The sequence below is a fragment of the Vibrio campbellii CAIM 519 = NBRC 15631 = ATCC 25920 genome, from assembly GCF_002163755.1.
In the GTDB taxonomy this organism is placed as follows: Bacteria; Pseudomonadota; Gammaproteobacteria; order Enterobacterales; family Vibrionaceae; genus Vibrio; species Vibrio campbellii.
This window is the reverse complement of the sequence record NZ_CP015864.1, coordinates 1,646,746-1,660,491: the sequence shown is the minus strand read 5'-3', so window position 1 is coordinate 1,660,491 and position 13,746 is coordinate 1,646,746. Positions and strand designations below refer to the sequence as shown.

The following is a 13,746-nucleotide window of genomic DNA, read 5'->3' as shown; positions in this document are numbered from 1 at the left end:
TTTCGCCGCAGCGAAACAAGCCGTTCTGGCTGGACCGGGGATCGCCATGCTAAGCAGTTAATTATTCTAAGAAAAATTGCGCCAGCAGACCATCGTCCCTATCTTGCAGCCTTATTGGGGAGAACCTGTCACCATCTGGGTCTATTATTCTTCAAGGCAGTACTTACCCAATCGAGTTCGTTTGCTTATAAACTACTTGATCGAAAACATACACCGTGTTGCCTAAGGAAGGATGTCATTAAACGCGATGAGAATCCTTGAACACTCGCCTTGCACTGACTACAATGGCGCACTTTTTCTAATGACTTCAAGGTCACACAAAATGACAGATACAGCTAAACCAGCTCTACCAGATCGCCTAGCGGGTAACCCACGTAGCCCATTCTTCATCAAAGAATGCTTCGAGCACCAAATCGGTATTCGTATCAACGGCCAAGAGCGTACTGACGTAGAAGAATACTGCATCAGCGAAGGTTGGGTAAAAATTGCTTCTCCTAAAGCAAAAGACCGTTTCGGTAACCCAATGCTTATCAAGCTAAAAGGCGAAGTTGAAGCGTACTACGTGTAAGCCGTCCTCAATTCAAGAAAAAGCCCAACGCTTTAAATGCGTTGGGCTTTTTTTGTTCTTTTACTGAGGTGCGTGTTGCGCCCCAATGTAAGCCACGAACACCCGTTAGTTCGCTAACTCGAGCAGTTTTACTGAGCTGTCTACGTTGCAGTAACCAAAGCTTAGCGCTGCCATAAATGCGGCATGCACTTGCTTGGCTGGTACTTTCACGCCATCAAATTCTAAGTCTAGCGTCGCACAAGCGTCGTGAGCGACGTGACATTCATACCCTAAATCTACGGCGGCACGTGAGACTGCATCAATACACATGTGGCTCATCGCTCCAACGATCACCAACCTCGTGACATTCTCATCATCAAGAATGGCTTTCAAATCCGTATCTAGAAAGCTGTTGATTTGATGCTTTAGCACCACAGCCTCACCTTCGATAGGTGCGACACTTGAGTGAATTTGCGCACCTTCAGAATTAGGTAGGAAGAACGGCGCTTCCTCTGTTGGAAACTCGTGTCTTACGTGCACAACGGGTAACCCTTTTTGGCGAAATGCTTCAAGCAGTTGTGCTGCGTTCTCTGCCGCCTCTTCTGTGCCTGACAGTGGCCATTTTGCACCTGAGTAGCTTGGGTAGTAGTCGTTTTGAAAATCAATCAATAACAATGCAGTTTTAGACATTCTTATCTCTCTTTGTTTTATCTGTTGCTGATGGGTGTATTGTGCCGATGATTCGCCGCACACACCCACGGCAAAAATGACATAAAACAAGCCAAAAGCGACAAAGTGAGATTTAAGCCGATATTATGCTTCTAACCAGAGAGAAAACTTATGTCCTTATCAATCCACTTAGCCAGCTATGCAGTACAAGTTGTTAAGAAATCGATGTAAATCTCTGTTTTTATCTGATTGTTGTCTAAAGTTTTTATAGAACTTACTCAAATAGCCGCTGCCAAAAGAAACGACATCTTTTGATTGTAAGGAGAGGAAATGGAAAGCCCACTTGTCACACTCAAACACGCCAGTAAAAGCTTTGTCGACGGCAAAGAGACACATCGCGTGTTGGAAGGGGTCGACTTTACGTTGAACACAGGAGCGAGTGTTGCACTGACGGGCGCCAGTGGTAGCGGCAAAAGTACCTTACTCAATGTCATCGCTGGCTTTGAGCCACTTTCCGATGGTGAGTTGTGGTTAGATGGCGATAACACGGCGGCTTGGAAAGACCCACAATGGAGCCGATTTCGACACCAAAAACTCGGCGTTATTTTTCAGCAATTCAACCTATTAACGCCTCTTAACGTGAAGCAAAACATCGCCTTTCCTCTACATTTGAATCAACAGAAATGGGATAACTGGTGCGATTACCTGGTCGAAACGCTGGGCATCAGCCAACTGCTCGATAGGCATGTTTCCGCCCTTTCCGGCGGTCAACAACAACGCGTCGCTATTGCCCGAGCACTTGCCCACAAACCCAAACTTCTGCTTGCCGATGAGCCCACAGGCAACCTTGACCAAAAAGCGGGCTTAGAAGTGATGAAACTGCTCAGTGAAATCACCACCCAAGGCAATACCGCCGTGCTGTTAGTCACCCACAGCCCTGACTGTGCCGAGTTTATGCAAACCCCGTTACGCTTAAAAGATGGGCGTTTGAAGGACGGGCGCTTGAAAGTTAGGCGTTTGGAAAACGGATTGACGCAAAATCAGCGCGATGTAAATGAGCAACATCATGAAGCAAGCTAAGCTCCTAAACACCAGATTCACGCATACTCGACTCGCCCTGAATCTGTTTGCAGCACATTATCGACAAGCGCCGCTGCAAGCCGCTGCGATTCTGATCGGTATCGTGTTGGCTGTAACCTTATTTGTTGCGGTGCAAGCCATCAACCTCAATGCCAAGCGCAGTTATGCTGAGTCTACCGAGCAGCTTAGCGCACAAGCTCAGAACTTAATTATTCCACCAGCAGGGCAAAACTATCTGCCCGAATCACTCTACTTCACCCTTAGACAGAACGGACTCAGTGCAGCACTACCGGTAATCGAAGGACGAGTGAGAGACGAACAAGGGCGTCGTTGGTCAGTGCAAGGTAGCGAATTAATTGCTGCCATCTCTTCTCGTTCACGCTATTCATCAGATAGTGAGGATAACGTGTCTTTGTTCGACAGTGCTTTGCCTCTACCTGAGCTTTTAGCCGGCAAGCCAATCGTGATGATGAGCCAATCTCAACATCAAAACTTAGGAGAGGTAGAAACCCTAACTTTAGACGACATCCCAACCCAAGTGGTGGTATTACCCGATGATTGGCAATTGGGCAGCCGAATGTTGATGGACATTGGCTTTGCCCAGCAACTGCTCAATAAACAAGGACAGCTCAGTTACATTGCGGTTTTCCATTCGGGCGATAAAGGGAATAAAGACACGCAAGCAAAATGGCAGAACCTGATTGGCGAGCAAGGGCAATGGATTTCCAATAATCAAAGTACAGACCTTGGTTCGCTAACCGACAGCTTTCACCTCAATCTCACAGCAATGAGCTTACTTGCCTTTTTAATCGGGCTGTTCATCGCTTACAACGGCGTAAAGTACAGCTTGCTGAAACGCAATCGGCTGTTAGTGCAGATTCAACAGGCGGGTGTTGCGCCGAGCATTGTGTTCTCTGCGCTGTTAGTTGAACTCACTATTCTCGTTACCATCGGCGCTTCCCTCGGTTTTGTATTGGGCATGCAGCTCAGCCATTGGTTGCATCCGACCGTAGCACTGACTCTAGAACAACTTTATGGTGCGACACTGCTGCCCGGTACTTGGCAGTGGCAATGGTGGGCGCAAGCGCTGCTGCTCACGTTAGCCGCAACCCTATTGGCATGTTGGCAGCACTTTAAACAGCGAGTGCGCCAGCCGCTTTCCTCTCATGGCGGATTTTATCAAGCGCCGGAAGCCTCTAACGAAAACCAATTGTTTGTGATAGGTGCTTCGTTGACGGCTCTCGCACTCGCAGGGTTATGGTTGAGTGAGCATCACCGCTTCACCATGGCGTGGCTCGGCGTGCTTGTGGTGTCGATTCCTTTGTATCTACCCAAAACACTCAGCGTGTTAGCCAATTGGTGTGAAAAGCGCACCAGTTCTGGTTTGATGCAGTACCTGTTTGCTGAGCTGCGCGAGCTGATTTCTCCGCTTTCTCTCGCCATGATGGCACTGCTACTCGCCGTTACTGCCAATATGGGGATGAATACCTTAGTGGGCAGCTTTGAATCCACTCTGAAACAGTGGTTAGAACAAAGGTTGCACGCCGATATTTACGTTAGCCCTGCACAAGGAGAAATCGCAGGTGTGGAGCGTGCGTTAGGGCAATTCGACAATGTTGAGACCGTCTACAAGCAATACTACGTCGACGATAACCTGCAAGGCTTACCGATTTTGCTCGGTACCAAAGACAAAGACAGCTTAGAGCAAACCATGGTGTTCAAATCGCATTTGGAAAACTTCTGGCAGCGTTTTTACCAAAGTGAGTTAGTCGCTATCAGTGAACCAACCGCGGTCAAACTGGGTTTATCACTGGGTAGCGAGCTCACGCTTGATGCCGTTCCAAATAAGAACCTGCTTGTGGGTGCGGTATTCCATGATTACGGCTCACCCAACGGTGAAGTGTTATTGGCGCCCAAATTATGGCAAGAGAGCGGATTTACCGACTTGCCGACAAGCCTTGGCATTAAAGCATCTGGTGACCCACAAATCGTCTACGACCAACTACGCGAGCAATTGAATCTGCATCCAAGTCAGCTCTACGATCAGGCTCAAATCAAATCCATCGCGTTGGATATATTCTCACAGACCTTCGCCATTACGCGCGCGCTCAACGGCGTAACTTTGATGGTCGCCGTGATTGGCTTGTTCAGTGCTTGTTTTATGTTACTCGACGCGCGCAAAGCCGCCATTGCAAGGCTGTACGCTCTTGGCGTCAGCCGTCGTAAATTAATGACCATGGTGGTCGGACAGATCGTCGCTCTGGTCAGTTTTACTCTGGTTATCGCCCTGCCCCTCGGAGCCATGGTGGGTTATGTGCTGACCGACATCGTCACCTTACGAGCTTTTGGTTGGAGCTTAAATTATCTGTGGAATTGGAGTGATGCGATGAGCATTGCGGCAATCACCATCTTGGTGGCAGTGATTGCGACCTTGATTCCGCTGTGGCGATTGGTCAGTAGGCCTGTTGTGTCCAGTTTGCAAAGCGAGGTGTTGTGATGGTTCGATTAGCAAGCAAAGTTACTCTACTCATAAGCAGTCTGTTCCTATTTGGTTGTGAAGATCCCCAACAAAAAAATATGGGCACGCAAAATATGGGTATGCTTTTGGGCAGTGGAGAAACACAAAGCGAGAACAACCCATTCGCACCCGTAGAAAAAGGGGTTGAACTTACCTTCCCGGCAGACCATCAAGCACACCCGAACTTTCGTCATGAATGGTGGTACTTAACCGCCAACTTAATCGATGAAGACGGCAACTCACTTGGCGTTCAATGGACACAATTTCGCTTTGCTGCTGCACCGCCAACGGGCGAAGATGACGTGAAGAAAACCGAATGGCAAACTCAACAAACCTTCATGGCGCACAGCGCTGTCACGACAACCGACAAACACTATGCAGATGAAAAGTGGTCACGCGCTCAAGCGTCCTTAGCCGGCGTCGATGGCTCTCCACTTCGTGTTTACCTCGATGATTGGCAGTGGGCCTCTTCAACCAACGACCTCTTCCCTGCCGCGCTAAATGCCAATTCAGAGCAGTTTGGCTACTCACTAAAACTGACCAGCAGCGCACCTTATCAAAAGCAAGGCGAGCAAGGTTACAGCACCAAAAGTGCCGATGGTCAGGTGGCTTCGTATTACTACAGCCAACCGTTTATTGATGTATCCGGTGAAGTCACCATCGACGGCGAAACTCATCAAGTGTCGGGTAAAGGCTGGATAGATCGAGAGTGGAGCTCGCAATTCTTACTCGACTCACAACAAGGCTGGGACTGGTTTGCTCTGAGGTTGAGTGACAAAACCAGCTTGGTGGTGTTCCAGTTGCGGGATTCCAAAACCGGACAAGCTAGTTACGCCAGCGCAAAGCTGATGCAGCAAGATGGCTCTGGCATCGCCATTTCTCAAAAAGACATTCGCTTAATAGCAACCAAGCAAACAGAAATCCAAGGGCGAAAGTATCCAACCCAGTGGCAAGTGTCGATTCTAAATCAGCAAATTGAGCTTACCGTTTCTGCTCTCAACCCGAACGCGAAAATGCCGCTTTCTGTGCCTTATTGGGAAGGCCCAGTACGTATTGAGGGCTCTCATTCTGGGACTGGTTACATGGAACTCACTGGCTATTAGTCAAAATAAAAGCCGTGCACGATATAAGTCATTCGATTAATAATAAAGCCATTATATCCACGAACGGTTGAAACTTCATGAGCAACATCACTCTGCCTATCCCAAAATTACAGCTCATTTTAGGAGAGCCTTTCAGAGCGCTGGAGTTTTCAGGCATCCAAGAAGCGCCGTTTATCGAGCCGCATCGTCACGAATACTGGGAAATCGTGTGGTGTTTGGGTAATAGCGGAACGCAGAGCATCGATTTCGTCGAATACCAAAACCGCCTTGGCCGTTTATTTACGATTTCACCAGGGCAGGTTCACCATTCTGAGTTCATGGGCAAAAGCGTTCGCATGTTGATATTCAGCTCCGGCTTCGCTGAAACTAATCCACGCAGCACGCAACTGGTGAATACCGTATTTTCTACGATTGATCGTCCACCGCACCTTGATTGCAACGAAGAGGGTTTTCCCTACCTAGAATCGATTTACACACTGCTCCAAGAAGAATGCGAACGAGAGGCATGCGACTGGGATCTTGTAGAATCACTCCTCAACAGTTTTTTACGTTACGTATTGCGCTTTTCTAAACAGCCATCCCAAAAAGGGGAGCAGAAAGATGCTCGCATTGTTCAATTGATCGAATTAATTGAACTGCATTATCGCGAACAAAAGAACTGCCAGTTCTACTCCGATGCCTTAGCTCTCACCAGCAAACGTCTAAACGAATTAGTGAAAGCCGACAGAGGTAAGACGGTCACGCAACTGATTCATGACCGAATCATATTAGAAGCGAATCGAGAGCTGGTGTTTTCGACCAAAACCGTCAAGACCATAGCGTTTGAATTAGGCTTTGATGACCCTGCTTATTTCAGCCGCTTCTATCGAAAGCAAAAGGGAGAAACGCCTGCAAAATTTCGCCATCGATGTTCAGATAGTACAATATAAAGGGCGGATAATCCCTTTTATCCACGTTTAAATGTACCAATAATACCCGAAAATAAATTTATCACATTCGGGTATTTTTCTATTCCATGGCTATCAACCTAAACACTGATCCTATTTCAAAATCCTTTTATCAGTATCTATGGCCAGCGCTTACTGGCATGTTAATAAAATCCTTGTTCATCATGGGCGATACACTCATCGTCGGGATGGGAATCGGCTCCGAAGGAGTTGGGGCAATGGCATTAATTGTTGCGCCATTCTCCATTTTTACCGCCATTGCAATGATGGTTGGGGTTGGTGGCGCCGCCAAAATGTCGATAGAAATTGGCAAAGGAAAATCCAGAGCCAGCCAAATCTGGTTTAGTCAATCAATCTTGCTCACAGCGCTCCTTTCGAGCATAACGGTTGGAGTTGGCATAGCCTGGCTCGATCAAATCATTGCATCAATTGGAGCCACAGGCTCTATAGCGAAACATGCTCACGATTATATGTCTGCAATGCTACCTTTTTTCGTCGTCTACTCACTCGCTTGGGTTCTATCCTGCTTTGTACGCAACGATACAAACCCTAAACTGGCCACTTATGCCATGTCTTTTGGTGCGATAGCTAACCTAGCATGCGACTATTTTTTCATCATGGAAATGGACATGGGAATGGCAGGGGCAGCCTATGGAACTGCAGTCGCACAAACACTAATTGCATTAATTTTGATCACTCATCTCGCCAGAGAGAAAGGCACGTTGAGGCTTAATTTAAAAGGCATCGGATTAAGTAAAGCGAAAGACATTTTAAGTATAGGTACACCTACTTTCTTTCTTGAACTCACATCAGCAATGACCATTATTTTGTTCAATTATGTCCTACTAAACCAGTTTGGTGAGGGCTACATTATCGCCTACGGTTTGACCACAAACGTTGGTATATTTGCCCTATTTGTCATGGTAGGCATCGCACAAGCATGTCAGCCAATCCTCAGCTTTAATCACGGAGCAAGACGACCAGAACGCATTGACGAGACTCTAACACTGGGGGTAAAAGCAGCCATGGGCAGCGGTACGGTCTTTCTGTTAGGTATCTGGCTGTCGGCGCCACTGATTGCCTCGATTTACTTAGGTAATGCGAATGACTTAATCCCAATCGCCGCAACCGCATTGACGTTCTACTTCTTCGGCGTCCCTTTGATGGGGTTAAACATGGTGATTGCCAACCTGTTCCAAGCCATTGACAAGCCAAAACAAGCGACGCTTATTTCCTTATGTCGAGGGTTTGTGTTTGTTGCGCTAGGTGTATTGTTACTGCCTAAACTCTTCCCGCAAAACGGCATTTGGGCAAGCATTGTCTTTGCAGAATCGCTCACCGCGATGATCAGTTTGAGCATGTTGCTAAACTACAAACGTAAAGCCCTTTTACCCGCCTATTCTTGATATTAAATAAATCGGGCCTATAGACTTGCTGTAGGCCCGGATAGATTAAAAAAACGACTTATTCACGTTCATCAAAGACGAATTGGCCCTCAACACTGAAGTGATCTGACAAATGCCACTCACCCCACGTCTCTTCGCTCACCCGCTGTCTCAACTTAACCGTATTCGTATTTTCAAAGGCTCTGCGGTGCTCTGAACTAACGAGTACATAGTCGAGGTATTCAGATTGGGAGCCACCAGAATATTTAGCAGACGCGTATGAGTTTATACTCGGATCAAATGTTGCTTCTCGATAACCTAGGTAAGTAGGCGGATCGACCTCAAGCGTAGCCAACATAAGCAAGTACTCCATAAAATCGCTATTTTTATCGATGTTAAAGTCACCTGCGTAAATTACTGCCTCGTCGGCTGGTATTTGTTTAGTCAACATAAAAGTCCGTAATAACCCAAGCTGCAAGCGACGTAATCTTTTTGCGGCACTTGTATTAAACGAAGCTAGGTGTGTATTGAAAATATGGTATATCTGACCATTTTTATCGATTTTAGTGTAAACAATTCCTTTATCAGCATAACAATCTGTCCCAGAGCAGTGATCAAACACCAAAGCATCCGTCTCTAAAATTGGGTAGCGACTTAACGTAACAACACCACCATCATAAAGTGCAGCGCTATCACCACCGACGACATCGGTTTGGTAAGGGTATTCCAGCTCTAAAGCGTCAAACATTGGATCTCTCGCGCTCGAAAACGCTTCCTGTAAGACCAAAACATCATAGCCGGACAAACTGTGTTCCATCAGAGCAGCACGAGCATCAATGTCTGAAGAGACAGAAGGAATCATCCATAGGTTATAAGTAGCAACCGTCAGCACATGATCTCGGTACTCCATGTCGGCAATATCATGGTCAGCAATCACAAACTCAACGTCATCAAAGCCAGAGGTATAAACCGCTTTTACTCCGAACTCAGTATGACTACCGTCACCGCGGTTAAGAGTGGTCACGTAGGGATTATAATCCGTTTTTAAAACGAACCTCTCATACCCGTAGGAAAGCGTGGTACCAGCCCCATGGCCAACTAGACGCAATTGCGCAACCGGTGTACCGGTTTCCTCTATCCATCCTCCCGAACCGTTTGCACGTTCAACATGCATAAAATAGTCATAGGTTGCACCGTTGACTATCCCGTAATAGCGATTAAAGTTAGCAACCTTAACTCGTTGATAGGCGGGTATGATAATTTGCTGTGAGGTTAAACGGTATTGGTTGCCGTTTTCAATTGGAGCCGTCGCTTCTGCTCTAAAGTAGATGCGGACAGGTTCATCCGTGCGGTTTATGTAGTAGACAGAAGTAGCTAGTGCTTGGAACGTCATTGCCCACAACAGGGTGGCAATTGTCAATGTTCTCATCATTAATATTCCTTATTAGTTGTTACACATAGACTTACGATTCAAAACTAAACCCAATATGCAACCATGCGCAATTAGAAAAAAATGGAATTGAGCGGTGTAACCAGATTGTTATCTGATTGTTAAATTTATGTGATATTCTTTCAGAATATGACCAATTATTATCCACAACATGCAGTTTTACTCCCGAGGATGAGGTACTTAGGATTGCACGCACCATTTACTTTTTATGGCTACCATCAATAAACCCGACAGTGATAAACTCGGGTTCTATTTCATTCTGTGATTAAAAGGAAATGCGATGAACCCGATTATTGCGCTGCTAAAAGAGAACAACATCAGCGATGAGCAAATCAACGAGATTTTTCAGACTCTGACGCAAAACCCTCTAGCGGCAATGGCAACAATCAGCCAACTAGGCTTGCCACAAGACAAGCTACAAATGCTGATGGCGCAAGTGATGCAAAACCCTGCGCTAATCAAAGAAGCAGTAGACGAATTGGGATTGGATTTCTCAAAGGTTGAAGAAGCAAAAGAGAAGCTTCAAAGCCAAAACCAAGGCAACTAAGCCTTTGCCATTTAGCGCTGAATATAGAAAAGGCCGTTAGCCCGAACATGTGGGTTAACGACCTTTTTTGTTGGGATGACCTCCCACTCACACGCTTACTCATTCAAACATCCCCCTAACGCTGTTTATCTTTTAACCCAGATACTTAGAACACAAATTAATACATCGTCATTTTCGTGATCCTACTTCGCGTTTTGACCTTACGTATTTAATCACTCGGTTGAGTTGGGATTCATTTCACAGATTATTCATGAACCGGACCTAGACTGGCCCCATCCATCGACTTTGTTCGAACTATAAAAACGCGAAACACTAGGTAATACAGCACCTATAGGATACCCCATGAAGAAGAACTTACTTGCCATTGCTCTTGGTAGCGTGATTACGCTGACGGCTGCCCCATACTCTATCGCGGCTAACGATGCTGCTGTCCAATCTTCCGCCGACTACTCACAGATCGTTACTAAACGTCAGGTTGTCGACCAACTTCTCAACGACGCCGTACAGGCATTCAAATCCCCTGCGCGTATCTCGCATGCGGGTTTTACCGCCAAAATGCCGAGCAACATGGAGATTGTTACCGACCGCTTATTAGAAGCGTACAAACTTGAGCCGTACCGCACTGATCTACTGATTTCTGCAGCAAACGCGCAGATCTACAACAAGAATGCAGATCGCGCGATTGAACTGTTCGAACAAGCCCTTTCTGTTGCGCCAGACGATGTGGATTTACACGCTTACTTAGCGGTATGGCAACGCTTTGATGGCAACCAAGCGGAATCAGCGAAACACATGGCGACGCTCACTAAGCTCAATGCAGGTAAAGCCGCAGACATCCAACGCATCTTCGACACCGTAGACCGCGTACTTGCAACGCCGCTGAAAGAAAAAGCCGACAAAGACAAATTGGATGACAAAGGCGCAATCGTCACGCTGGGATACGCGCTGAACCCAGATGGTTCTATGCACCAGATCTTAGTTGAGCGTTTGGAAACCACGCTAGCCATGGCGAAAGCAAACCCAGACGCGTTGATCGTATTGACGGGTGGTGTACCGAAGAACCACAAAACCGAAGGCAAGTTAATGGCGGATTGGCTGATTAAAAAAGGCATCAGCAAAGATCGCATCATTGAAGAAAACTACGCCACCAGCACGGTAGGTAACGCCCTATTCAGCAGCTACGCATTGGCGCGTCATAACATCAAACACGCGACCATCATCAGCTCAGCGAGCCACGTGCGCCGTGGTCAAACCTTGTTTGAAATTGCAAGTTGGCAAACTGGTCCGCAAGACATCACTTTCGACACCGTAAGCTACCCAGACAAGCCACTGAAAGACTTAACCAAAGCCAGCGATGGCGAACTGCTTGGTATCTACCGCGATGCACTGCGTACCTACGGCATGTGGAGCTACCGCTCTTACCCGCTAGAGTCGCGTTAAGAATTCTCGACTCATACCAATCAAAAAAAGCCTGCAAACTTGCAGGCTTTCTTATCTTTGTGACGTGGTTAAAACCGCTTAAATCGCTTCACCGTTTACAGTGACTACTACGTCAATGTTGCCACGAACTGCATTTGAGTATGGGCACACTTGATGCGCGCGACGAGTGAGCTCTAGCGCTTGTTCTTGTGGCATATCTAACTCTACCGCTAGACCAACCGTCAGTGCAAATCCACCGTCATCATTCGGTCCAATACCTACTTCTGCAGTTACGGGAGCTGGCTCTATATCCATTTGACCTTCACGTGCTACATGCTGAATCGCACTAGAAAAGCATGCAGAATAGCCCGCCGCGAAAAGTTGTTCTGGGTTTGTCGCCGAACCAGTACCGCCCATCTCTTTAGGGTAAGACAGTTCTAACTCTAGAAGGCCATCATTTGTTTTTACTTGACCATTGCGACCAGCCAATGCGGTAGCCTGAGTTTTATAGATTGTAGTCATACTAATTTCCTTTTCAATTTAAGTTGCGCGCTATCTAATTGCCAACAACCTTATATCGAATTAAAGATCGTTGCAACTATATTGCGCACAATTTATTATGTTTTTTTCCATGGATAGCTAGGCAACGCCAATGAGCCAGTGTCACACCGACAACATCATGACCGACGACGATAAACTCTTACTCGAAAACCAAATTTGCTTCCCTCTCTATAGCGCAGCGAATGCGGTGATTCGAGCTTACCGCCCGTTGTTGGACAAGCTTGATCTGACTTATTCTCAGTACTTGGTGATGATGGTGCTGTGGGAGAAAGACGGTGCCAGCGTAAAAGAATTGGGGTCACAACTGCATTTGGACTCAGGCACACTCACGCCGCTGCTTAAACGCTTAGAAGCAAAAGGCTATGTAGAACGTGGGCGCAGTGAGACCGATGAGCGCGTTCGCGTACTCAACCTAACAGAACAAGGTCGTGACCTTAAAGAACAAGCTAAGTCAGTGCCAAACGCCATGATGTGCAAAATAACCTTAGAGCTGGATGAAATGATCATGCTTAAGAAGTTGTGTGGCAAAGTGCTCGACAATCTGAGCTAACAAGATAGAAGCATCCACTTCCCCACTTCCTATTAGAAAGAGCCTGCCGAGATGCAGGCTCTTTCGATCTTAGCTAGAATATCGACTCAAAGTAATCATCGATATTCTCTATTGCTAATCTGCCTTCATCTTCAATAAAACCTATCAAAGCAAACTCGCTTACATCGGATTTCCCTATCAAGTGAAATAGGAAATGGCTATCAATAGGATAGTTACAAGCGATTTTCCTTAAACACACTCCGGTGAGAATATACTTTCCGAAAGCAACAACAGCTCAGCTTAAAACATTCAAAGGAAAGTAAATTATGATTAATACTCAAATCAAACCATTTGCAGCTACAGCGTACAAAAACGGCGAATTCGTTGAAGTAACAGAACAAGACGTTCTAGGTAAATGGGCAGTATTCTTCTTCTACCCAGCAGACTTTACGTTTGTATGTCCAACAGAACTTGGCGACCTAGCAGACCACTACGAAGAGCTACAAAAACGTGGCGTAGAAGTTTACTCAGTATCAACTGACACACACTTCACTCACAAAGCATGGCACGACAGCTCAGACACAATCGGTAAGATTCAGTACTACATGCTTGGCGACCAAACAGGCAACATCACAAACAACTTCGGTGTGATGCGTGAAGGTCAAGGTCTTGCTGACCGTGCAACGTTCCTAATCGACCCAGAAGGTACTATCCAAGCAATGGAAATCACTGCTGAAGGTATCGGTCGTGACGCAGAAGACCTACTGCGCAAAGTGAAAGCAGCTCAATACGTAGCAGCGCACCCAGGCGAAGTTTGCCCAGCGAAATGGAAAGAAGGTGAAGAGACACTAGCTCCATCACTAGACCTAGTTGGCAAAATCTAAGCCACTGAAATTTAAGTTCTAATCAGTTCCCGATTTCCTTTTTCTGATTAGAACTGAATTAGAGAGCACTTCAGGTTAGATACCTTGACGACCTTCTGCCTGATTTG

The 13,746-nt window shown here is 46.5% G+C and carries 13 protein-coding genes; 10 read left to right on the top strand and 3 right to left on the bottom strand.

The genetic code is table 11. From position 1 onward, the window contains the following. The first annotated feature begins 322 nt into the window (after positions 1 to 322). Positions 323 to 568 carry a DUF3297 family protein gene (locus tag A8140_RS23790; protein WP_005374689.1) on the top strand — a complete coding sequence of 82 codons (246 nt, stop codon included), beginning with the start codon at positions 323 to 325 and terminating at the stop codon, positions 566 to 568. Positions 569 to 673: 105 nt separating this feature from the next. Here A8140_RS23790 and A8140_RS23785 read toward each other — a convergent pair whose 3' ends face one another. Beyond that, positions 674 to 1,237, bottom strand: a complete 564-nt coding sequence (locus A8140_RS23785) for a cysteine hydrolase family protein (RefSeq protein WP_005534430.1) — start codon at positions 1,235 to 1,237, stop codon at positions 674 to 676. Positions 1,238 to 1,546: 309 nt separating this feature from the next. On the opposite strand from A8140_RS23785, the gene A8140_RS23780 reads away from it, so the two are divergent. The 5 genes from A8140_RS23780 (at position 1,547) to A8140_RS23760 (ending at position 8,270) form a co-directional block, all read left to right on the top strand. Continuing rightward, complete coding sequence (locus A8140_RS23780) at positions 1,547 to 2,296, top strand: ABC transporter ATP-binding protein (RefSeq protein WP_005534433.1); 750 nt, start codon at positions 1,547 to 1,549, stop codon at positions 2,294 to 2,296. Next, the gene (locus A8140_RS23775) at positions 2,283 to 4,793 is read left to right on the top strand and encodes an ABC transporter permease (RefSeq protein WP_038863629.1); all 2,511 of its coding nucleotides are present in this window, start codon (positions 2,283 to 2,285) and stop codon (positions 4,791 to 4,793) included. The genes A8140_RS23780 and A8140_RS23775 overlap by 14 nt, the downstream gene beginning before the upstream one ends. Next, positions 4,793 to 5,917: a lipocalin-like domain-containing protein gene (locus A8140_RS23770; protein WP_005536300.1), complete on the top strand. Its 1,125-nt coding sequence runs from the start codon at positions 4,793 to 4,795 to the stop codon at positions 5,915 to 5,917. Before A8140_RS23775 ends, A8140_RS23770 begins: the two co-directional genes overlap by 1 nt. A gap of 77 nt (positions 5,918 to 5,994) precedes the next feature. After that, positions 5,995 to 6,846: a helix-turn-helix domain-containing protein gene (locus A8140_RS23765; RefSeq protein WP_038863627.1), complete on the top strand. Its 852-nt coding sequence runs from the start codon at positions 5,995 to 5,997 to the stop codon at positions 6,844 to 6,846. An 86-nt stretch (positions 6,847 to 6,932) separates the two neighbouring features. After that, on the top strand, positions 6,933 to 8,270 hold the full coding sequence (locus A8140_RS23760) for an MATE family efflux transporter (protein ID WP_033000653.1): 1,338 nt from the start codon (positions 6,933 to 6,935) through the stop codon (positions 8,268 to 8,270). 58 nt (positions 8,271 to 8,328) lie between these two features. Here the strand turns inward: A8140_RS23760 and A8140_RS23755 are convergent, their stop codons facing one another. Continuing rightward, positions 8,329 to 9,681, bottom strand: coding sequence for a sphingomyelin phosphodiesterase (locus tag A8140_RS23755; protein WP_033000652.1), 1,353 nt, complete (start codon positions 9,679 to 9,681; stop codon positions 8,329 to 8,331). Positions 9,682 to 9,979: 298 nt separating this feature from the next. Here A8140_RS23755 and A8140_RS23750 point away from each other — a divergent pair, with 298 nt between their 5' ends. Both A8140_RS23750 and A8140_RS23745 read left to right on the top strand, forming a co-directional pair. Further along, a complete protein-coding gene (locus A8140_RS23750; protein ID WP_004746427.1) occupies positions 9,980 to 10,246 on the top strand; it encodes a DUF2999 family protein in 267 nt (88 codons plus the stop codon). A gap of 342 nt (positions 10,247 to 10,588) precedes the next feature. Then, the gene (locus A8140_RS23745; protein WP_038863623.1) at positions 10,589 to 11,686 is read left to right on the top strand and encodes a YdcF family protein; all 1,098 of its coding nucleotides are present in this window, start codon (positions 10,589 to 10,591) and stop codon (positions 11,684 to 11,686) included. A 78-nt stretch (positions 11,687 to 11,764) separates the two neighbouring features. Here A8140_RS23745 and ohr read toward each other — a convergent pair whose 3' ends face one another. Continuing rightward, on the bottom strand, positions 11,765 to 12,187 hold the full coding sequence (ohr, locus tag A8140_RS23740) for an organic hydroperoxide reductase Ohr (RefSeq protein WP_005536295.1): 423 nt from the start codon (positions 12,185 to 12,187) through the stop codon (positions 11,765 to 11,767). A gap of 130 nt (positions 12,188 to 12,317) precedes the next feature. Between ohr and ohrR the strand changes: the two genes are divergently transcribed. Both ohrR and ahpC read left to right on the top strand, forming a co-directional pair. Continuing rightward, a complete protein-coding gene (ohrR, locus tag A8140_RS23735) occupies positions 12,318 to 12,776 on the top strand; it encodes a transcriptional regulator OhrR (protein WP_005536293.1) in 459 nt (152 codons plus the stop codon). Positions 12,777 to 13,081: 305 nt separating this feature from the next. Further along, complete coding sequence (ahpC, locus tag A8140_RS23730; RefSeq protein ID WP_005374632.1) at positions 13,082 to 13,639, top strand: alkyl hydroperoxide reductase subunit C; 558 nt, start codon at positions 13,082 to 13,084, stop codon at positions 13,637 to 13,639. Positions 13,640 to 13,746: the final 107 nt, after the last annotated feature.

Coding starts and splice junctions, on each gene's coding strand:
- A8140_RS23765 (WP_038863627.1), top strand. CDS start 5,995: ATGAGCAACATCACTCTGCCTATCCCAAAATTACAGCTCATTTTAGGA.
- A8140_RS23775 (WP_038863629.1), top strand. CDS start 2,283: ATGAAGCAAGCTAAGCTCCTAAACACCAGATTCACGCATACTCGACTC.
- ahpC (WP_005374632.1), top strand. CDS start 13,082: ATGATTAATACTCAAATCAAACCATTTGCAGCTACAGCGTACAAAAAC.
- ohr (WP_005536295.1), bottom strand. CDS start 12,187: ATGACTACAATCTATAAAACTCAGGCTACCGCATTGGCTGGTCGCAAT.
- A8140_RS23745 (WP_038863623.1), top strand. CDS start 10,589: ATGAAGAAGAACTTACTTGCCATTGCTCTTGGTAGCGTGATTACGCTG.
- A8140_RS23770 (WP_005536300.1), top strand. CDS start 4,793: ATGGTTCGATTAGCAAGCAAAGTTACTCTACTCATAAGCAGTCTGTTC.
- A8140_RS23760 (WP_033000653.1), top strand. CDS start 6,933: ATGGCTATCAACCTAAACACTGATCCTATTTCAAAATCCTTTTATCAG.
- A8140_RS23750 (WP_004746427.1), top strand. CDS start 9,980: ATGAACCCGATTATTGCGCTGCTAAAAGAGAACAACATCAGCGATGAG.
- ohrR (WP_005536293.1), top strand. CDS start 12,318: ATGAGCCAGTGTCACACCGACAACATCATGACCGACGACGATAAACTC.
- A8140_RS23790 (WP_005374689.1), top strand. CDS start 323: ATGACAGATACAGCTAAACCAGCTCTACCAGATCGCCTAGCGGGTAAC.
- A8140_RS23780 (WP_005534433.1), top strand. CDS start 1,547: ATGGAAAGCCCACTTGTCACACTCAAACACGCCAGTAAAAGCTTTGTC.
- A8140_RS23785 (WP_005534430.1), bottom strand. CDS start 1,237: ATGTCTAAAACTGCATTGTTATTGATTGATTTTCAAAACGACTACTAC.
- A8140_RS23755 (WP_033000652.1), bottom strand. CDS start 9,681: ATGATGAGAACATTGACAATTGCCACCCTGTTGTGGGCAATGACGTTC.